Below are 19,991 nucleotides of genomic sequence, written 5' to 3' on the forward strand. Positions count from 1 at the left end.
GGACACGCTTAATCTCCCCGCGCCCGCGCGGACAACTTTGGACGTTGACAGCCCTGCTCAGCAGCAGTGTCGACAAACGAAGGTCTCCGAGACACCGGATCGAGCAGCGTTTGCCCAGGTGGGTTTGTATCGCATGCCGTGTCTCTCGATGTCCGAGGTCGTGTGCACGGATGTCCCGAAGTCCCGAGCATAGGCTTGCGTCAAGAGGGTGGGCGGGAGCGCCAGGGCGCATTGGGGTCGATCAGGGGTGTCGAGCATGAGTTGGCACCAGGTGAGGACGGCATCGACGGCGAGTTGGACATGGCGGGACGGCGGCCGACCCGGCGGGCGCGGGTCCGTGTCCCTGTGCCGGTGAGGTTGTGCAGCTCGTTGACCCCGAGCGCGACGTCACTGACGGAGCCGAGGATCTTCTTCACCGCGTCGCTGCTGTCCGGTCCCGAAGCGATCGAGGCGGGGTGCAGCTGCAGGCTTCCGCCAGGGACTCACCGACCGCGGCCTGACCTACGCGGTGGCGGCCACTCCGATCGCCACCGCCCACCCCGCCAGCGTCGCCGGTCGTACGCCTACGGCGGAATCAGCCGTCAGCCCGAACCCCGCTACCCCGACCCACCGATCGTTCTGAAGACGCTGGTGATGGCCGCGGTCGGTCAGCGGGGAAGTTCGTGGTCTGGCGCCACGGCTCCCACAAGAGTCCAGCCAGCCCGACCGGACGCATGCGGTCGTGGTTCCTCGCGCCGCAGGTCCGCCCGGCCTACCGGCACATCCCGCGCAACCCAGACAGCAGCCTTCCGCAGTGCTGGCTGCTCGCGGAATGGCCCACCGGCGCGGCCGAGTCCACCGACTACTGGCTGCCTACCCTTTGTCGGAAGCTGATCCAGGCTGATCAACTCCTGGCTCAGGGGCCGGAACGTGGCGATGTGTGTCGGGAGTTGTAGGTCACTGAGGCCACCTATTACCGGTGGCGCAACCAGGTCGGAGGGTTGAAAGTCGACGACGCCAAACGGTTGAAGGACTTGGAACGGGAGAACGCGACGCTCAAGCGACTGTTGGTCGACGCCCAGCTGGAGAAGGCCGCGCTCAAGGAGGTCGCCAAGGGAATTTCTGAGCCCGCAGCAGCGGCGGGCTGCGGTGCATCATCTGATGAAAATCCTGCGGGTCAGCGAGCGGTTCACCTGCCAGGTCGCCGGGCAACACCGTGCCCCCAGCGGCGCCTGCCCGCGGCACAGACACCGGTCGACCTCGACGCGGCGCTGCGGGCGTAGCTGCGCGCTTATGCGGAGGCGCATCCGCGGTGGGGTATTCGGCGGGGCCTACCACGACGCCCGCGGCGAGGGCTGGAACATCAACCACAAGAAGGTCCAGCGACTGTGGAGGGAGGGGGCCTGCGGGTACCGCAACGGCGCCGCCGCAAGCACCTGGGCGTGTCCACCGCCGAGCTGCCGGTCACGGCGGACGCGCCGAACCGGGTCTGGGCGGTGGACTTCCAGTTCGTCGCCCCCACCGACGGTCGACCGGTCAAGATCGTATCCATCGTGTGATGAACACCCGCGAATGTCTCAGCGGACTGGTCGAACGGTCGATCACCGCAGACCGATTGGCCGACTAGCTGGGCCGGATCGCAGTGGACCGCGGATACCCTGCGGTGTTGCGCAGCGACAACGGCCCGAACTGGCCTGCGCGACGACGCGGGACTGGGCCGGTGAATGAGTCGGCTTGGCGTTCATCCCACCAGACCGACCGTGGCGCAACGGCTACATCGAGTCGTTCAACGGCCGGTCCGCGACGAATGCCTCAACCTGCCCCAGTTCTAATCATTGACCCAGGCCAGGGTCGTGATCACCGACTGGAAGACCGAATACAAACAACTCCGACGGCATTCGGCGCTGGGCTCTCAGACCCCCGCCGGCTACACTGCCATCTGCACCCACCGATAACCAGCTCTCACAAGCCCTAGCCCAACTATCGGGTCCCGTCACCCGCGACACGGTTGGGGAACACCTCGGTCCACAGTTCGTCGGGGTTCAGTCGTAGTCCAGGGCCGCGCTCGCCCTGGCGACGGCAAGTTGGGGCAGCTGCGCCCAAGTCCACTCCAGCCGGATCTCGTCGCTGTGGAACTTGTCGACGTCGTCGAATCCCAGGGAGTCGTAGATGTCCGAGCAGAGGAAAGGACGCTGCGGACCCTGCGGTGGTAAGTCAGGGCGGCGTGTTTGCCTGCCAGCAGCAGCCCGGTGATGAGTGCCTCGCTGTCGGCTTCGCCGGTCCACACCTGTTCGAGTTGGTCGACCAGCAGTAGTAGCGGCGGCAGGGCGATAGCGTGCTCGTCGACAGCCCTCAACCTCCCTTCTTCGACGGCACCGGGCACCGGGCGCGCGGCGGCAAGCGCACCACCGCGCTTCACCCCGAACGCCTCCAACGACAGCGACGACGTCAGCGCTTGCATCTGATCACAACCGCTTTAATTCTGCCGGGATTGTCTTACCTTTCCAAGTAAATATCGCTTAACGGGCTGCGACTCTCGCGCGCAGTGCGTCAACGAGACCTACCAGCTCCGCAGGTGTACTTCCCCGATAGACTAGCCCATTAGGAATATCGGCAGGTAGCTTTCCGCAGTCAAGTAGGAGAATTCGGTCGGGTGCCTCGCTCGCTACTGCGTCGTACTCGATCCGCGTCCAGTGCTTGGTCGCGTATACTTCTGTGCTGATCACCAGCACGTAGCGGCTACAGACGCCATAGGTGTTGGGAAGCACCCTATTGAGGTTGCTTCCCCAGAGCGGCGCGTCCTGCTCTGGGGCGTAGAAGACGTTGAACTCATCGCGCAGCGCTCGGTGGATCTGCCTGGCTAACGGCTCGTCCTCCGTGGCGTAGGAAATCGCCAGATCCCAATGCAGCTCGTTGGCGTCACGATCGAGCAACCACTCAGTGAACAGCTTCGGTCCCAGTCGGACGCACCCGTCCTCGACTCGCAGCACGCCGATACTGCGTCCCACGCGCGCGGCCTCGCGGTGCTTGGACCAAGGCTGCGAGCGCAGTTGGGCTCGGGTGAGGCCGTCGGCGGGCAAGCGGTGCAGGAGAGCTCGTCCACTGTTGCCGAGCTGCCGCTCCCACACCTGGAAGGTCTTCACGGCCTGGTCGAAGACCTCGTCCAGCGCGTCGTCGAGTGGCGTTCCCTCATACAGAGCTGCTAGGAGTTGTGTGGTCAGCCAGGCGTGACCACCGCAGTGCTCGACCAACTCGTCGACATCGGCACTGGGTACGTGGGCGGCCAGCAGTTTGACCGCGGCACGGTCCAGCGGGTCGACGTGTTGCTGGTCGGCGGTGTTCAGCGGCGGTGAGCCCTTGTCGTCCGGGTCTCGAAACGAGGCGAGCACCGGCCCGCCTGCCAACAGGATGCCGATGTCATGGCGTAAATGCGTGTCGTCCAGCCAGCGAAGATAGGAGAAGAAGCTCGGTCCCCACTGAGCGAGCAGAACTTTGTCGGCCTCGTCGATCACCAGGGCGAGCGGAGCCACACTGCGCAGCGCGACTGCCACGTCGTGCCGGGTTGCGTGGCTGTGCGTGGTTTCCTGTTCGCCCGACACCGCCCCTAAGAGCGCGCCGAACGCCGCCTGCTCAGATGTCAGATCCCAGCCGCTGACATCCGTGCGCACGAGCGCACGGCCGAGCATCTCCGCTGTGAGTTTGCGGACCAGCGTCGTCTTGCCCGCGCGGCGCCCGCCGATTAGCAGCGCCGACATCCCTTGCCCCAACCGGGCCGCCAACCGGGACAGCACCTCGTCCCGTCCGACGAACAGGTCCCCGGTATGAAAGGGGTTGGGCACCGGTCAGCTCTCCTCGTCCCTTAGCCAGGTGCGGAACAGCCCGATCTGGACGGTGTCGTCGATCAGACCCTGCGCGCGCAGCGCCGAGCGGGCTTCCCGTACCGCGGGTTTCGGAAGGTACTTTGGAATGGGACGATCGAGCGCCAAACACCGCACCACGGCTTGTTCGGCGGCGGTCATGAGCTGCCAGAGGTTGTTGCGGACGAAGTAGCCGATTGCGTCGTCGTCGTGCAGGCGGTCGACGCCAGCGACTAGGTCGGGCCCGGTCATGGCGTGTCGGTCCGCACGCCCACGGCTGATCTCTGCCGCGATAGTACGGATCAGCGACGGATGCCCGCCGGTCAGCTCGAACAGTTCGCGGACGACGTCCCCTGAGACATGCTCGATAGCCATCGCCTGCCCAATTTCGCGGATCATCCGGTCAACCGCATTGCGATCTAGCAGCGTCAGCGGAGTCTCCTGGAAGAATGCGAAGAACGGGTTGGTGCCCGCTGAACCGAGGTCGTTGGAGCGGTTGACGTCGGGCCGCAGGTCCGCGCCGACGACCACGACCTGCCGCAGGTCGCCTTGGGCCAGAGCGCGCAGCGCCCCGCTGCCGCGGATCCAATGCCGGGCCGCTTGTTCTTCACCGGGCGCGGGAAAGATCCTTTCCAGCTCGTCGAGCATGACCACCATGCTGTTGGCCGGATTGCCCTCCGACCTTAGGTATTCCCTCCTACTCTCCAGCGCAGCTTCGAGCTCCGTCGCGGTGACGGGCGATGAGGGTGTGAATGGCCACTTCTTGTGCTCGGCCATTCCCCAGTTATCGAACGCCCTCACCATGAGCGTGAACAAGCCGCTGGGCCAGTCTTCACGGTGCCGGTCGAACCGCTGGAGATCGACCTTGCATACCGGCCGATCAGTCAGACGCTGTCGCAGGATGTTAAGCAGGCTGGTTTTGCCCACCTTGCGCAAGCCAGTGAGTAGGATACTCTCGCCGCGCCGCAACGCGCTGCCAATTGTGTTGAGCATCAGATCGCGACCGAACAAGAACCGTTCATCGATAAGCGCGTTCTTGGTATCGAATAGGTTGTCGCGGTTGCCGTGGTCGCGTTCAAGCTCTGCGAGAAACCCGGCGACCCGCTGGTCTGCGTGCGCCGCGCGCAGCGACCGTGCGCTGATCGTGAGCACCGGGGTGCCGCTCAATCGCATCTCGTCCACCGCCGCCAATGCGTCGGGCCGCAATTCGGTTGCGTGGACCAGGTATCCGAGCTGTCCGTGCGAGAGGTGCACCGCGAATCGCTCCAGCTCGGCCGGGCTCGGCTCCTCAGCGACCCACACCGGACCGGGCCAGAGCAGGCCCGGCATGCTGTGATCCACCCGCAGCGGCCGATCTGCCGCCGCGAACGCGTTCCGCACCATGGCGGCATCCCCCTCCGGCACGGTCAGCTCGATGGCTTTTGTCACCAGCGTGCGGCGTGCGCGGACTGCCCGAAAGACTTGGCCCGCGAGGAAATCGAGATGTTCTGGCCCTGTCCCATCAAGCCGTATGCTCTGCCTAGCACTGATCTCAAGGGGCAACCCGCCTTGCCCGGCGAACGGCCCCAAGCCGATTAGAAGGGGGATCAAGAGCGCGTCCTGGCGCAGCGCCGATTTGATCTCATATCGCTGTTGCTTGGACACCCCAGCCTCGGTGAGAACGACAAGAACGACGTCGTTCGAGCCCAGTTCTCGCTCGATCATTTCCTGCCAACGCGCGCCCGGCGTACTTGAGGTGTGCACGGTACGCACGATCATGCCGTTGAGCTGGAGGGCGTCGATGATCAACCCGATAGCGAGCGGGTCGTGCGACGTGTGAGAAACGAAGACCTTGGAGGGTCCAAGCGTTTCCTGACGGAGGACGCTCCGCTCCGATCGTCGGGTGTCGGGGTGGTTGGGACGCAGGCGCTGCCGCTGACGGACGGTTTCGCGCTCAATCTCCAGGGCCTTTTCATTGTCGCCGAGGTGGCGAAGGTCGATGGCAAGGTTGGTCGCGGAGAGAAGCGTGTCAGGATGGTCAGGTCCCAATCGCTGCCTGCGACGATCAAGAACTTCCGCATCCAACTCCAGAGCCTTTTCATTGTCGCCGAGGTGGCGAAGGTCGATGGCAAGGTTGGTCGCGGAGAGAAGCGTGTCAGGATGGTCAGGTCCCAATCGCTGCCTGCGACGATCAAGAACTTTCGCATCTAGCCTCTGTGCCTGCTCGTAAGAACCAAGCTGGCGGTAGATCGCAGCAAGGCTGCTTTGAATCACCAGCGTGGCGGGGTGACTCGCATCTGAGGCACGGGACTGCCCATCGAGTAGCCGTTGGAGTTCGCTGGCGGCACGACGCGGGTCGCCCAGATTCGCTAGCCATTGAGCAAAACTGGCACGAGTGGCGTCGGTGCCGGGGTGGTCCGGTCCCAGAACTCGTACCTGATCATTGAGCAGCTCTTCCAACTCCGCGACGGCACGCTTGGGATCACCCGCTCTACCGCGCCATGACGCCAGGTTGTGCCGTGTGATAAGGGTGTCGGGATGGTCTGGGCCGAGCACTCGTATCCGATCGACAAGCAACCCGTCGAGCGTCGAGACCGCTGCTTCTGGATCACCGGCTTCACCGCGCCACTGAGCCAAATTGTTCCGGGCGACGAAAGTGTCAGGGTGCTGCGCACCGAGGATTCGCGTGGAGTCATCCAATAAACGTTCGAAATCGTTGAGCGCACCGATGATGTCGCCCGTGGCGCCGCGCCATTGGGCCAGGTTACTCCGGGTGACGAGGTTTTCGGCGTGGTCAGGGCCCAGTAACCGCGTCCGGTCTCGGAGGATCGCCTCGAGTTCGGCCACCGCGGCCGAGTAGTCACCCGCTTCGCCCCGCCAGTGGGCGATGGTAGTGCGGATAGCGAGGATGGCTGGGTCATCGGGGTACAGGACCCGGCTGGCGTCATCGAGCACCCGCCCGCACTCACTGAGCGCACCGGCGATGTCACCTGCTTCACCGCGCCAGTTTGCGCACTCCATTCGAGTTGCCCGTGTACTGGGGTGGTAGACCCCTAGGCGGTCGATGGCGGTGTCGGATAACTTGCTGAAGTAGGCGGCCGCATCAGCGGCGCGCCAGCTCGTCCCCAGGCTACGTCCAGCCAACACCAGCACCGGATGGACTTTATCCCGCCACAGCTCGTTGTCAGCGAAATGGGCTAGCCGGGTGACATTGGCGCGTAACACTGAGTCGACAGATGAGTCCTGATTGACATCCGACCAAAGCTCCACCAATCCGTCTGCTGCTGAGCGCGCCAACCGGGCCGCTTCCGGCTCGGACAAGCTGTCCCAGGTGGCGCGTTGCACCAGCGGGTGCACTCGCATAAGCGGGATAAAGCTGCCCTGGTTCGTATCAATCAGGTTCAGCAGCTGCAGCCCGGCAAGGCCCAGCCTTACTTCGCCCCCAGTGACTGCGCGCCCGGTCCGTTCTGCGAGGAGTTCGAGGACAGACGGTGTCTCGAAGAGGTCGAGCGGGATGCCGCTCGCAGCTAGCGGACTGGCGATCTCCAGCAGGAGCCGGGCGACCCCGACCGGGGGCATGCAGTCGACCTGTTCCAATGACAGGGACACGATTGAAGCACCGAATGTCCAATCTTCTCGCATAGCTCGCTGAGGCCCTGCGTCAGCGAGCCGCTCGCTGTACTCGGCGCAGGAAATGCGGCGCTCCCGCAGGTACGCTCCGGCCAGCGACAGTGCCAGTGGAAGGTGCCCGAGGTCGTGAGCTAGTTGTTCGGCGCCATTGAGCAGTTCCGGCGTGTCGACCAGTACGGCGTGGAGGTGCGACCGCGCCTCCGCCGGACTGAACGGATCCACAGTGAGGCGTCGTCGTCGATGGCCGGATAGCCCCGCATCGCGACGTCGCGTAGTCGCCAATACCCGACTGGATTGACCGACGGGCGGCCACAGGGACCACAGGTCCTTCGGCTCCTGGATGCCGTCCAAGACCACCAGCCAGCGGGCCGATGTCACGGTCAGCCAATCCATTAGACGCCGAGCGCCTACCTCTGGGTCGGAGTCGGATGCTCCGGTTAGGTCAGCAATCAGCGCTGCGTACGCCGTGGTGATCGACTCACGCGACGTGGCGTCGATCCACGCCAACAGGTCGAGCTCGGCCGCCTCCCACGCGCGGTTGCTCTCAGCGACGACAGCCTGAGTCTTGCCGACCCCCGCCATACCGGTCAAGATCGTCGTGTGCACACCGTCGTCGGCTAGGGGCGCGGCGAAATACGCTCGATCCTGAAATACACGCGCAAGTGGCGGCATCATCCCGAACCGGTAAGGCAATCGCCCCGGTGCTCCGCTCACGCGTATGCGTACCGAGCCACCTGCCTGGATGACCGGACCAGTGATGGAGCCGGACACCGTCACGGCGTTGGACACTCGCCCGGGTTCGTAGCTCATCAGTTCATTATCGGTGCCCGTGCCCGCTCTGTTACTTGCGATGGTCACCGCGACTGAGGACCTGGATCATGGAGAGTGCGGTCACTACAGTCTGGCGCGATACCGACCCGGACGAGCGCCAAGTGAGGATGTGCGCGTGATCGGCCGAGGACTGACCGACGATGCCCCTCCCCGGACTGTTTGACTCGGCGGACAACGCATCCATAGCAGGCCAACGACGGTACGTGAACGCGGTTCGCCTCAGATTGACCCTCGCGGTCGTCGCGGCGGCCACGGGCGTGGTCGCATGGAAGGTGGGCACTCGCGGGATTGACCTCGCCGCTATGGCACGGCCCTCACCTTGAGCGCGCGGCGTCCCGACGGTGGTGGAGTGGCGTCGATGGTGGCGGCACCGCCGCCAGGACGCGGCGATGCGGACGGACGCGCCGCGGGTGGATCCAGCCATGGAGCAGGAGTTGGCGCGGTATCAGGCCGGGCTGCGGCCGAGGACCGCGCAGCGTGGGAGCTCATGGCGTGCTTCGATGATGAGTGGACGCTGTTCCTCGGCTACGCCGACCGCCGCGGCGAGGTCGACTTGGTGACCACCGGGCCGGCGGGGTGTGGGGCGATCGAGGTCAAAGGCCGAGGCGTGCGGGTCCACGTCGACGCCGAAGACTGGACCTTCGAGAAGTTCGACCGCTACGGCAACCTCGTTGAATACGGCGTGCTGCACGATCGGGGCGGGCGCAGCTGGGGCCGCCAGGTCACCGACGTGGCCAGAGAACTGGAGACGTTCCTGCGCGAGCGCAACGCGGTCGTAGTGGTGCACACCGCCGTGGTGCTTATCCACGAGCGCGCCGAGATCGACGCCTGCCAGCGGCTGCGGGTCAACAGTCTCCACGTCGGTACCGACCACTTGATCGAACAGGTGCGCAGCGCACCCACCGTGCTGCACGCCCAGCAACGAGCCAAGGTCGACCGCCTGATCGGCCAAGTCCACACCTTCCATCACCAGCGCCGTAGACGCTGACATGCGAGGCACTTCGGGTTGCGGGATGCGCTTCGCGTCTGGTGACCGGCCTGGGATCGAGGGTTGATCGAGCTGTAGGAACGCCTCCGGCAGCTAACGCTTCGTTGCCGGGTCGAGTAGCAGCGGTACAGCCACTAGTGCGGTGGCCATGAACGTTCACCGGGTTGATCAGGCCGCGTGTGGTCGGCCCCAGCGTTGGTGTCGTTCGCTGCGGATGCGTGCTCGTTCGCGGCGTTGGGCGGCGAGGAGGTCCGGGTGGCGGGCGTTGGCGTTGCGCCAGCCCAGGTGCGCTTGGAGTTCGCGGGCAGGACTGTGTGGTTGGGGTGGTTCGAGCTCGCGATGACGAAAGTCCGCAGCGGTCCGGACTGGGGCTCGATCGGGTTGGCCCAAGAGGCATAGGTCGGGGTCAGGCAGAGTTCGGCCTTGTTGTGCCGCGTCCATGTGCGGATGTCGGGCGTGGTGTTGCCGACAGGTTGTCCATGATCATGTATGGGTGCGCCGTCCGGTCTTGCCGCCCTGATCGACTTCAGAGCGGCAAGACCGTTCGCGCCGCTCTTGCGGCGGCGGGTGACGCCCCCTAGCAGGGTCGTCGCCGATGGAGTAGCAGCCGTGGAAGTAGCGGACGCCGTGGGTGCGCCGGTAGGTGGCTGGCAGGCGATGAGGGCGTGTGCGGGGTGCCAGCCCGAACCCTCCCTGACCTGCTAGTTCGCGATGAGTTCGAGGGCTTCGCCGAACCGGAGACCGGGGGTATCGCTGGTGACGAGCGCGATGTCCCCGTCGGTCTGCACGTCGTGGCCGGCGAAATACAGCAGCGCCAAGTCCGCGCCCTCCGCCAGCAGCGCCCGCACGTCGGCGAGGACCAGCCCTCTGGTCACGGTGCCGGTCAGCGACTTGCGGTGGAAGTTGGGGCTGTCGTCTTCGTTGCGGGCCAGCAGGGGGTGGAGTGCTCTCGCATCGTTCTCGCACCCACCGAGCTCCTTGAAGTTCTGGTACCGGTCGATGCCGACCAGTGGCGCGCGTTTCATCTCAAAGCCCTTCGACGAAGTGGGCTACCGCGGTTGGCCGCGGTGCCGGCGCGGATCACGATCTTCTCGCCCTGGGACATGCGCACTCCTCCGGTCGGCTTGGCCGTTTCGATTCGGTCATCCCACGACTCTTGTGGTCAGTGCGCCAGCGGTGACGTAGTACGCCGGTTCGACGAAGAAAAGCTCCACCGCTTCGGACGGGAGGTCGGTGGTCGACGTAGTCGTGAGGGTGGCGAGGTCGAGCATGACCAACTTGGCGGTCCGGTGGTACGTCCCCACCGCCAAGTGCCTCGACCCGAGCGCCATCACGCCGTTGAACCTCTCCACGTCCACGCGGCCGAGCAGCCGGTCGTCGAACAACGAGAGCTTCACGATGGCGGAGTCGCCGACACTGCCCACGTAGAGCGCGTCCCCCTCGACCTTCAGGACGGCGGGGCTGATAACGGTCGGCACGACTTCCACGACGGAGTTCGTCGCGAGGTCGACCCGGGTCACGCTCATACCACTCAGGCTTCCCACCAGCAGGTGATCCTGATGTCCCGCCAGGCTCCACGGGCCGCCGGGCACGGACAGCGACGCAAAGCCGGACCCAGTTCCCGCGTCCGCCGTCACGACGGTGTCGATCCCCGGCAGCGCCACCGCCACCCGCCCCGCGGCGACCTCCACCGCGGCGGCCCTCGCCGGAAGCCCGGTACGCCACACCTCCCGGTAGTCACCGTTGATCTTGCGCAGCGCGAGGAGCTGGTACGGCCCGAACGTGGTCGCGAACACCGTGCCACCCGAGGTCGCCAGCAGGTGCGGCACCTCGGCGAACCGGTACAGCACGGTCGACCGGTCACCCCGCACGGCGAGCAGTTGCCGGTCGGCCCGGTTCACGCCGACGACCTCGTTTCCGGCTGCGGACAACGTAAAGTCCAGCTCCACGCTCGCCACGACGGTCCCCGGCATCGGAGGCAGTGGCGCCGTGGTCGGTGAAGTGGCCACCAGAACGCTGCCGAGGAACGTCAGCACGATTGACGCGATCCACGGCCACGTGATCCATCGGCGCTGCCACCGGACGATCCGCGCCTGCCGAGGGGATGGGGAGCGCAGGAGCGACGCGCCCACGAGCCGCTCCGGCGCGGACACCGCTGGCGCCGGTGATGAGAGGTGGGTCCTGGTAGCGGAGAACACCTCGACGGCTGCCTGCTCGATCGCCAGGAGGTACGACGTGTCGTCGCGGCCGTTCGACACGATGAGGTGCGGCGTCCCGTCGCCATCGAAGCGCAGGACGAGCACGCCGGGATGAAGCAAGTCCTGCGGCGGAAAGACGGTCGCGTCCAGGCCGAGCGCGGCGGCGAGCACCTCGAGGCGAACGCCCGCCTCGGCACGCGGCACGGGTGGCAGCACGAAAATCGCCCGGCCGAGCGCTCCCTGGCGGCGCACCGCTTCGACTTCGTCGACGAGGCCTTTCGTTCGGCCGACGACGAGCACGACGCACCGGTAGGCCCTGATCTTCTCCACCACGATCTCGAACCAGTCGGCCCCGAAGAACTCGCGCGCCGCGCCCAACGGCGGCAACTTCGTGTTCGGCTCACCCAGGGCTCCGACCGGCCCGAACTTCCACAGCGACCACACCATAAGCTCCTCGAACCGCTCACGGCGACGCAGGGCCAGGCGTTCGAGGAGCGACTGGCGGTTCGTGCGCCGAGCCCGGATCGTCACGCCGTCGTCGAGGAACGACCGCAGCAGCAGGATTTCGTCACGACCGTCCCGCTCCAGCGCGCGCCGTGCCTGACGCGCGGCCACCCGCCGGGCCAGCCGGTACGGCACGTCGGCCAAGGCGAACACGAGCACGCCCGAGAACAGGGTCAGTTCGCTGAGCTTCTTCACGCCCTCAGCCGGTATGCCGCCCGGCACGCCGAGTCGGCTGACCGCGGCGACGGTGATGAGCTCCAGACCCAGGCCGGCGAGCGCGATGCCGATCGTGCCGGCGAGCACCACGAGCGCCGACGAACCGAACCCGTGAGTCGCCCGGAACCGGGACCGGCCACCCCGCTTGGCCCGCACGATCCCGGCCAATGACACGACCAACCCGACCGATGCGAACAGGAGCAGTTGTTCGACCGCCTTGAGCCGGTAAGCCGCGGTGAACACCACGATGAACAATGCGCCTCGCGCGAGCACGCCGAATCGGTGCGCCTTCGCTCTCTGCCGCGCTCGCGCGGAGACATCATCGACCCGGACGCCCGCGCGCACCGGACGGGGACGTTGTGGAATGAATCGCTTGGCCAAGTGCTCGCGGGTGCCGCGGTCGGCCAAGCTCACCGCGAACCAGGCCAGCAGTTGGAGGCTGCCGATCGTACCCAGGACCGTGAAGTAGAGCTCAACCTGGGCAGAGCGGACGGAAATGGACGACTGCTGGGTCAGGTCCGCCGAGTCCGCCACTTTGGCGTACTGCTCGTTGCCGAGTGCGCGCAACGTCGATTCCACCGCTGGCGGATCGGATCGCACGGCCGCCCGTGACCAGATTGACGTCACGCTGATTAGAACACGTCCTCGCACCGCGTGCACCGCGCGGTTGTCCGTGCCGTCATTGGTCGGTTCCCGGACCACTCGCACCCGCGGCGCGTCGAAGCCCTCCAGGCCACCGGCGTCGCGCAGGCCCCCGAGAACGGCGGCGAGGTCGCCGTTCGGTGCTTCGGTCAGTCGGATGGCGACGGTGTGCGAGCCGTCGAACGAGACGAACACGCGCTGGTGCGCCGCGACCACCGAGCCGTCCCGGACCTCCTCGATGTACGAACCGGTGCCCGCGATGATCTCGTCCGGGCGGAGCGGGTGATTTCCGGTAGGGTAATAACCGCTCATGTCACGAACGGACAACAACTGATCGACCAACCGCCGGTCGCCCGACTGCTCGTCCCGCACTTCCGCTGAACTGCTGCCGGAAAGCGCGAAAACCGCCGACAACACCGGAAGCAGTACGATCGCCTTCACCCAACGGCGACGGTCGGACATCCTTTTCGAGCGAAGCACGACGCCCCCCGCCCACTTCGGCAGGAGCGCCCCTGCGCTGCCGCCGGTGGTTACCCTGTTCTCGCATTCGACCGCTCAAGCGTTACTCGGATCGGCGCATAACCGGAGTGTCGCGTCCAGCGCCGGGGACCGCATCGAGTAGCGGCCCTCACGACCGACCGGCCGCCGGAGATGCATCCGGCGGCGGATCACGTGCAGCCAGTCCCGGGTCGCGATCAGGGCGCGCATCGCGTGGCTGGTGTGGGCGTTGAGATTGTCCCAGATCAGCACGATCGGTCCGTCGAGCTGCTGATGGGCGGCGTCGAGCAGGGCGGCGTAGTTGGTCTCGGCGAAGCTGCGCTGCTCGCCCTTGCGTCTGCGGTGGACCACCGTGCGGTAGATCAACCGGGGCCGTTGCCCGGGGCGGAGACAGACGAGTCCGGCGATCGAGACTCGGCCCGAGCCCTTGCCCGACACCGCCACGGTCGGGGGTCCGCCCGCGCCGCCCCCAGGTGCGGGCTTTCGGCGGGCGCAGTGTCTGCCCGGCCTCGTCCTCGAAGCACAGCCAGGCGCCGCGCTCCGCCGCTACCGTTTCCTGCTGGCCACGTCTCCCGCCGCCAGGTCACGACCGCATCCTCATCGCGCTCCACAGCGCGGTGCGCGGGCACCTGCGGCGAGAATCCCATGCGGTGCAACAGATACGATACCCCGCGCGGCGTGTAGCGGGTGTGGAACAGCCGAGCGATCAGGTCGGAGACCCGGGCCAGGGTCCAGCGCTGATCGTCGCCGAACCCCGCACGCGGCCGGACCGCGATCCATGGCTTCGGCGAGCCGGTCCAACCGCCGCTGGTCGAGTCGGCACGACGACCCGCTCGGCCCCTTCGACGCCAACCCGGCCTCGCCCTCGGCGCGCCATCAACGCCGCCACGTGTAGACCGCGTTGGTCGACACCCGCAGCCGACGGGCGATCTCCGCCACGGGCACGTCCCGCCGAACCACTCCGCTGCCTTCAACCGGACCTGCTCGCGTGTGGCCCTGCCCCCGCTCGGACAGACCACCACCATCCGCAGCGAGCTAACAGCTTACGGAACTACTGCAAACGTGTCGACCTCCATCGCTCGAGGCTTGATCGGACGTCGCGGCATAGCCGGAGGACGGCAACCCGCAGCGTCTGTCGACGCCGGGGCGAGGGCGAGCCGAGGTCTGGGCGGCCTGGCTCCAGCCTCGGCTCTGCGTGCTCCGTGCGGTAATCATGTGAAAGGGGGACGGACGGACACGCCAGTCTCTCCTGAGCAGGCGCATCTGGAGGCGGATGGGAGCTTGTCGAGCACGGTGGTGGTCCAACGAGGCCCGCGCCCAGCACCGCCCGACCGCGTATAAGCGCCCCACCCGTGGCGGTTGAGAGTGGAGTCAAGTTGGCAACTCCCATGAGCTAACGCTCCCTAGATTCTTGGCGATGGTTGATCTGTGTCGGGACACAGTGGGTTACCAGGGCTGCTGCCGTTGGTCGACGGCTATCAGTACGACGTCTTCCTCAGTTACCGCCGGTCGGGGCCTGGGAATGCAGCGCAGTGGGTGCGTGAGCACTTCCATCGCATGCTCCAGGACTGCTTGGCGGACGAGATCGGATCGTCGGATGTGTTCGTCGATTTGAACGTGGAGACCGGCTCACATTGGCCGACGTTGCTCCAGCAGGCGCTCGCGCGCAGCAAGGTGCTGGTGGCCGTGTGGTCTCCACCATACTTCGAGTCCCCATGGTGCCTTGCCGAGTGGCACACCATGGTCGCCAGGGAACAAGCGTTTGAGGGACTGGTGAAGTTGGTGTATCCGATCACCTACGCAGACGGGGTCAACTTCCCTGAGGACGCAAAGCAGCGGCAGAGCCGCAGCGTGCATGCTGTATCGAACCCCTACCCATCCTTCCGGGGTTCGCATCGGCAGGCGGATCTCTTCGAGGTGGTTCGGGAGATCGCGGGCGAACTCGCAGACCAGCTCGCCTCTGCCCCGCCGTGGCAGGCAGACTGGCCTGAGTGTTCGATTCCGGCGCCGGTGACGATGGCGCCCGCTGTGCTTCCGGCGTACCAGCGGTGATCGTCACGTTCACGGCTCAGCGTCGGGGCGGCCCGTTCGATGAGATGCCAGCAACAGTGGCGACGCTTCTCGTACAATGGGGATACGCCGTTCTTCTCGTCGATTGGAACCCCTCCGTCGGCCCAACCGCAGAACGCGGTTTGGCGGATCTGCTCGCACACCGGCTCGCGCCACGCGAGGTGATCGTTCCCTTGACGGTCGTTGGTGGAGACGTCGTCGACACGGTACCGGCTGGTGATTGGACTCTTCTGCCCGACGGTTTCGATGCTTGGGCGTCTGCTTACAGTCAGGGTTTGGCGGACTTCGTGGAGGAGTGTGCCGAGGAGTGGCGGGCGATGTACGAGGTTGTGGTGGTGCGGGACGGAGCCCAGGATCACCCGAGCCGGGGAATCGCTGTCGCGCATGTTCCCGATGCGCTGGTGGTTGCTAGTGACGACGCCGCGGCAGTGCGCGTCGCTGCCGAAGGCAGGGACCGGCTGCCCTATGGACGCGGCCAACTGCTGGTGCTGCCTATGGGCGGTGCGGTCGATGCCTTCGAACGGTGGACACACACCTGGGTACATGCCACAGTACAGCCGGAACAGGTCGTGGAAATCGCGTCCGCTGACATGCGGGCGTTGACTGCGCTGCTCGCAAGTGAGTTCGCGGGAACCGACCAGTTGGTGGCTGACATCAACGGTTACACGTTCGCCGCCGAGCACCGCAATGGGCGATCGATGCCTACTAGGAGCGCCGCACGTGACCTGACCATCACCCCCGTGCCCGTCGTTGCCGACCACAACGGAGAAGATCCCACACCCGAGGTGGCGATTGACGGCCCGGGTCGAGATCGGATGGGTGCGAAGGACAGTCGGCAGGAGTTGGTGGGCGAGAGCTTTGCCCCCTTGCGCGACATGCTCTCACCCTCCGCCCTCACCGTATTGGAACGGTACCGCGCCCTCGAGCTTGACACGACGAATGCGCCCCGGATGACGACGGGGGAACGACCAGGCTCCACTCTGTACCGTGCCGATGCACTGCTGCTGCCGCTGCGGTTCGTCCGAGACGCCCCGTTGCTTAGCCGGTTGAACGAGGTGTTGGATCCGATCGGGGTGTTCCTCGAACCGGTCGTGCCAGAGACGACGCATTGGCGAAAGCTGATGCCCAGGCTGAATGCAGACTTGCCGGTGACTGCGCTGCTGCGGCTGCAGGAGGACTCCACCCTCGACGACCTACCCGATCCGTGGGCGGTGCTGCTTCGCCTGCGCCGAAAGATAGGAGAGGAGAACGTGGCGGGGATCGGGCTGGAGCACCTGGTCCATGCGGCACACGCAGGGGTCCCAGGGCGGCTATCTGCCATCGGTAAGATTGGAGGTGTGGGGTCCGAGCCGGGAGTTCAGGCCTCCGGAGCTTTTCCTGTCGGTCACGGAGTGCCCCTAGGCTCCGGGCCTGCAGTTGGGACGCAGTCGGCGACTCACATCCGAACCCCTGTGCGGCTGTTCCAGACGAGGCCGCGCCGTCGTCGAGGAGTCGACCTAATGGCGGGCAGACGGCCCGTGGTGGCTGTGTTGGACACCGGTATCGGCACCCATCCGTGGCTGCCGGTCGGATCTAACACCGAGGACTCGACCGTAGTCGAGGTGGCCTGGAACTTCCAACAGATTCTCGCCGATGCCGAGAGTGCCCTGACCATCGCTTCCGCACACAGTTCCGGGTCGTCTCTGGCCTCACCGGCGGAGCCCATCCAGCACTGGGCTGACCCGATCAATTCGTACTCGGGGCACGGGACGTTCGCCAGCGGCCTGATCCACCAGACTTGCCCGGACGCACGCATCCTGTCGCTGCGCGTCATGCACGCTGACGGTATCACCACTGACCGGATACTACTGCTTGCTCTGGAGTGGCTCAGGCTGCGCGTGGTCGCAGCGTTGGAGGAGGGCAAGCCCGAGGAATTGGTTGACATCGTATCGATGTCGCTGGGCTTTTACCCCGAGTTCCACGACGCCCAGACCGCGTACCTGCTTAGCGGTGCGGTGCGGAGACTGACCGAATTGGGGGTGACCGTCGTGGCCGCTGCGGGCAACGACGCCACGGCTCGCCCGTTCCTTCCCGCTGCTCAGGAACCGGACTCCGGCACCGCCAACCCGCTTTTGATCGCCGTTGGCGCGTTGAATGCCTCTGGCAGGACTATCGCTGCATTCAGCAACGAGGGTGATTGGGTAACTCATTGGGCCCCAGGCAACGCTCTTGTGTCCACCATCCCGCTGTCCCAAGATCCCCGCGTGGCTGAACGCAGTTCGCATTCAGGGGCAAGCGCATTCCCTGCTGACCCCACGATCGGCTTCGCCTCATGGTTTGGCACGTCGTTCGCCACCCCTGTGGTCGCTGGCATGATCGCTAATGAACTGACCGCCGCCCCAGACCCATCCGATTCGACGCACCGACCCGCTCGCGCCGCGACTGCCCTTGCTGCAGTGAACACCCACCTTCGCGACCTCGGATGGCGCCGCGAACGAGAAGAGCATGAATGACGGTCGCAAGTGCACATCGACGTGGGTGGGCATCAGGAGCGGCTACTGTACTCGCTACGCATTCCTGACAATTCCTAGTTCTTGCCAGCGGGTTCAATCTGCTCCCGGATCGAACGGCGCTGGGCGGTTGGTCAACGGGAGTCAATGCGCTACGTCTAAAGGGTGTCTATATCAGTTTTCGGTCTGATGGTAAATTGGGCAGGCAACGGCTTATGGATGTGGTGGTTCGGTGTGTTAGGTCGGTCGACGGGCAGCTCGACGTGCACGATCTGTTGGGCCGAGATAGACGCAGGACAGCAAAGCCTGTGCGAGCGAAAGGGCCACGGCGGCATCGTGTGGATGCGCCACCCTTTCGGCGTGTAGAATGTGTGTTGCAAGCTTATAGACTATGTCGCCTTGTTTCTGGACGGAGCTGGGAATGACGCCTTCGTCGCGAAGGGCCTCCAGGCCGGTGCTCGTGTGGCCAGCATCGGTTTCGCGTGCGACGACTGCTTCGAGTAGGGAGCGAGCCAGGGTGAGTGCCGCCAGGTGAGCGCCCTGGGTGTGGGCTAGACAGGCAGATTCGTAGGTCGCGACGAGGTCTGCGGGGGCGAACAGGGACAGGGGATCGAACCGGGGCGGCGTGCCCGACTGGATGTAGACCGTACCCCCTTCGGAGTGCACGTTGGTCCGCATGTCCTGAAATGTCTGCGTCGACGGCGCGCCCAATTCCGCACCGAGTTCGTCAGCCCGGTCTTCCAGTCCGAGGCGCTCGCTGCGGATCAAGTCGAACAGCTTGCGGAAGTGGTGGGGATCTCCATCGAGTGCTTGGACGATGCTTTCGATCACCTGCCAAGAGGTGACCCTGCTCCCGGACAAGACGGCACTGATGGTGGACGTGCTGCGCCCCGCGCGTTGCGCGAGCTCTCGGTACGAGGGTTCCCCTCGCTCGAGGTATAGGTCCCGCAACTCCTGGGCGAGGCGAGACGCGGCCCAGGATCCGTCTCGGTTGGGCGCCTGATCCGTCATCGCACTCTCCTGTGTTGCTCGTCCCGGCAACCGTAGCGTAGCGTGAGTGTCGAACGTTCGCGATCGTTCGAGAACATCCATGAGGGGGTCGCATGCTGATCGACTGGCGCCTGGTTGCTCTGGTCTGTGTCTTCGCCTGGGTACTGTTTTTCGTCCGTAAGCACGAGGAGTGGACCCAGCCGATCCTGGTTGCTGTAGCTGCTGTGACTCTCGCAGCTGCCTTGCTGTTCCTCGGCATCCCGCTGATTCACTGAGCGTTCCCCAAGGATCTACCGCCGCCACAACACGACGACCGTCGCCACCGTGTATCCGCAAGGCGTGCTTCGGCGGCATGGAAGTCGCCTGGTCGGTGACAGTACTTGCTCCCTCCGCCAATATCGCGTGTCCTGGGTTGCCGACCTTGTCGACCGCGACCCCGTGCCGTTCGCCGTCGCGTGGACACGGCGATCGACCATCTGACCGGCCTTGGCCGACGGCCAAGAGCACCCGGTGCCCGCGGTCGGCCTGAGGTCGGTGGCGTCAGCGGGCCGCGAGCGCGTCCACCTCGGGCTCGTTGCATCCACGCCAACTACACGCGCACATCCTGCAAGTAGCCGCGGCGGGTGTGTGGGCGAGCGCAGAGTCGATAACCACGCCGCCACCAGCAACCGCTTTCGCTCGTCGAATCCGAGAAGCGTCGGGAACTTCGCCACCGCCCGATCGACCAACTCGTGCGCCACCGTCGTCGACCCGGTCAGCCTGACCGGGGCCAGCCACGATCTCGGTGCTTATCGTGGCTTCGGCTTGCCGAGCGGGTCGGAGTTGGCCTGCAGTGCACCGTACAGATCGAACATCATCGACGTGTTGTCGTTGAGTGCCTTGGTGTGTGCCTTCAGCGCGGCCGTGTGCTCCGCGATCTGATCGTTCCCATGGCGGGTCTCGTAGTAGAGCGCCCGCAACGCTGTGATCTGAGCGATGGGCAACCCTGTGACCTTCTCGGCGCCGCCGTAACCGGTGTACGAAGGCTCGAAGTTGTCGATCGTTTCGTGCATCCAGTTCTCACCAGTTTGGCGCTCGGTCCGGTCCGTGATGTCAGTCATGATCGACATGCTAGCGACAC

At 65.6% G+C, this 19,991-nt stretch carries 14 protein-coding genes and 2 pseudogenes; 7 read left to right on the forward strand and 9 right to left on the reverse strand.

Annotation, left to right across the window (positions count from 1 at the left end; genetic code table 11):
• Positions 1 to 200: 200 nt before the first annotated feature.
• Positions 201 to 416 carry a hypothetical protein gene (locus tag ACTG9Q_RS28550; protein ID WP_455576013.1) on the reverse strand — a complete coding sequence of 72 codons (216 nt, stop codon included), beginning with the start codon at positions 414 to 416 and terminating at the stop codon, positions 201 to 203.
• 38 nt (positions 417 to 454) lie between these two features.
• Between ACTG9Q_RS28550 and ACTG9Q_RS28555 the strand changes: the two are divergent.
• Both ACTG9Q_RS28555 and ACTG9Q_RS28560 read left to right on the forward strand, forming a co-directional pair.
• Positions 455 to 860, forward strand: a pseudogene (locus ACTG9Q_RS28555) (transposase); the annotation flags it as partial.
• Positions 849 to 1,934: pseudogene (locus ACTG9Q_RS28560) on the forward strand (IS3 family transposase). The pseudogenes ACTG9Q_RS28555 and ACTG9Q_RS28560, both read left to right, overlap by 12 nt.
• Before the next feature lie 564 nt (positions 1,935 to 2,498).
• On the opposite strand, the gene ACTG9Q_RS28565 reads toward ACTG9Q_RS28560, so the two are convergent.
• Both ACTG9Q_RS28565 and ACTG9Q_RS28570 read right to left on the reverse strand, forming a co-directional pair.
• Positions 2,499 to 3,818 carry an AAA family ATPase gene (locus tag ACTG9Q_RS28565; RefSeq protein ID WP_455576014.1) on the reverse strand — a complete coding sequence of 440 codons (1,320 nt, stop codon included), beginning with the start codon at positions 3,816 to 3,818 and terminating at the stop codon, positions 2,499 to 2,501.
• 3 nt (positions 3,819 to 3,821) lie between these two features.
• Entirely contained in the window at positions 3,822 to 8,255 is a 4,434-nt protein-coding gene (locus ACTG9Q_RS28570) for a tetratricopeptide repeat protein (protein WP_455576015.1), read from the reverse strand.
• A 161-nt stretch (positions 8,256 to 8,416) separates the two neighbouring features.
• On the opposite strand from ACTG9Q_RS28570, the gene ACTG9Q_RS28575 reads away from it, so the two are divergent.
• Together ACTG9Q_RS28575 and ACTG9Q_RS28580 are read left to right on the forward strand one after the other, a co-directional pair.
• The gene (locus tag ACTG9Q_RS28575) at positions 8,417 to 8,599 is read left to right on the forward strand and encodes an SLATT domain-containing protein (protein WP_455576016.1); all 183 of its coding nucleotides are present in this window, start codon (positions 8,417 to 8,419) and stop codon (positions 8,597 to 8,599) included.
• A gap of 26 nt (positions 8,600 to 8,625) precedes the next feature.
• Entirely contained in the window at positions 8,626 to 9,264 is a 639-nt protein-coding gene (locus ACTG9Q_RS28580; RefSeq protein ID WP_455576017.1) for a hypothetical protein, read from the forward strand.
• Between the two features lie 701 nt (positions 9,265 to 9,965).
• Here the strand turns inward: ACTG9Q_RS28580 and ACTG9Q_RS28585 are convergent.
• From ACTG9Q_RS28585 to ACTG9Q_RS28600, 4 genes are all read right to left on the reverse strand, one after another.
• Positions 9,966 to 10,289, reverse strand: a complete 324-nt coding sequence (locus ACTG9Q_RS28585; protein WP_455576018.1) for a caspase family protein — start codon at positions 10,287 to 10,289, stop codon at positions 9,966 to 9,968.
• Positions 10,290 to 10,406: 117 nt separating this feature from the next.
• Positions 10,407 to 13,286, reverse strand: a complete 2,880-nt coding sequence (locus ACTG9Q_RS28590; protein ID WP_455576019.1) for a hypothetical protein — start codon at positions 13,284 to 13,286, stop codon at positions 10,407 to 10,409.
• A 93-nt stretch (positions 13,287 to 13,379) separates the two neighbouring features.
• A complete protein-coding gene (locus ACTG9Q_RS28595) occupies positions 13,380 to 13,766 on the reverse strand; it encodes a hypothetical protein (RefSeq protein ID WP_455576074.1) in 387 nt (128 codons plus the stop codon).
• Complete coding sequence (locus ACTG9Q_RS28600) at positions 13,685 to 14,347, reverse strand: helix-turn-helix domain-containing protein (protein WP_455576020.1); 663 nt, start codon at positions 14,345 to 14,347, stop codon at positions 13,685 to 13,687. Before ACTG9Q_RS28600 ends, ACTG9Q_RS28595 begins: the two co-directional genes overlap by 82 nt.
• 403 nt (positions 14,348 to 14,750) lie before the next feature.
• Here ACTG9Q_RS28600 and ACTG9Q_RS28605 point away from each other — a divergent pair, with 403 nt between their 5' ends.
• Positions 14,751 to 15,374 (forward strand): TIR domain-containing protein, encoded by a 624-nt coding sequence (locus ACTG9Q_RS28605; protein ID WP_455576021.1) that lies wholly within the window; start codon positions 14,751 to 14,753, stop codon positions 15,372 to 15,374.
• Entirely contained in the window at positions 15,314 to 17,884 is a 2,571-nt protein-coding gene (locus tag ACTG9Q_RS28610) for a S8 family serine peptidase (RefSeq protein WP_455576022.1), read from the forward strand. Before ACTG9Q_RS28605 ends, ACTG9Q_RS28610 begins: the two co-directional genes overlap by 61 nt.
• A gap of 234 nt (positions 17,885 to 18,118) precedes the next feature.
• Here the strand turns inward: ACTG9Q_RS28610 and ACTG9Q_RS28615 are convergent, their stop codons facing one another.
• Entirely contained in the window at positions 18,119 to 18,973 is an 855-nt protein-coding gene (locus tag ACTG9Q_RS28615) for a helix-turn-helix domain-containing protein (protein ID WP_455576023.1), read from the reverse strand.
• An 11-nt stretch (positions 18,974 to 18,984) separates the two neighbouring features.
• Here ACTG9Q_RS28615 and ACTG9Q_RS28620 point away from each other — a divergent pair, with 11 nt between their 5' ends.
• A complete protein-coding gene (locus ACTG9Q_RS28620; protein WP_455576024.1) occupies positions 18,985 to 19,146 on the forward strand; it encodes a hypothetical protein in 162 nt (53 codons plus the stop codon).
• 513 nt (positions 19,147 to 19,659) lie between these two features.
• On the opposite strand, the gene ACTG9Q_RS28625 is transcribed toward ACTG9Q_RS28620, so the two are convergent.
• Positions 19,660 to 19,971 carry a hypothetical protein gene (locus ACTG9Q_RS28625; protein WP_455576025.1) on the reverse strand — a complete coding sequence of 104 codons (312 nt, stop codon included), beginning with the start codon at positions 19,969 to 19,971 and terminating at the stop codon, positions 19,660 to 19,662.
• Positions 19,972 to 19,991: the final 20 nt, after the last annotated feature.

The organism is Actinokineospora lacus (assembly GCF_053813445.1).

Bases quoted from the DNA above. Each gene is read 5' to 3' on its own strand.
- ACTG9Q_RS28570 (WP_455576015.1), bottom strand. From the start codon at position 8,255: ATGAGCTACGAACCCGGGCGAGTGTCCAACGCCGTGACGGTGTCCGGC.
- ACTG9Q_RS28575 (WP_455576016.1), top strand. From the start codon at position 8,417: ATGCCCCTCCCCGGACTGTTTGACTCGGCGGACAACGCATCCATAGCA.
- ACTG9Q_RS28585 (WP_455576018.1), bottom strand. From the start codon at position 10,289: ATGAAACGCGCGCCACTGGTCGGCATCGACCGGTACCAGAACTTCAAG.
- ACTG9Q_RS28590 (WP_455576019.1), bottom strand. From the start codon at position 13,286: ATGTCCGACCGTCGCCGTTGGGTGAAGGCGATCGTACTGCTTCCGGTG.
- ACTG9Q_RS28600 (WP_455576020.1), bottom strand. From the start codon at position 14,347: ATGGTGGTGGTCTGTCCGAGCGGGGGCAGGGCCACACGCGAGCAGGTC.
- ACTG9Q_RS28615 (WP_455576023.1), bottom strand. From the start codon at position 18,973: ATGGATGTTCTCGAACGATCGCGAACGTTCGACACTCACGCTACGCTA.
- ACTG9Q_RS28620 (WP_455576024.1), top strand. From the start codon at position 18,985: ATGCTGATCGACTGGCGCCTGGTTGCTCTGGTCTGTGTCTTCGCCTGG.
- ACTG9Q_RS28625 (WP_455576025.1), bottom strand. From the start codon at position 19,971: ATGACTGACATCACGGACCGGACCGAGCGCCAAACTGGTGAGAACTGG.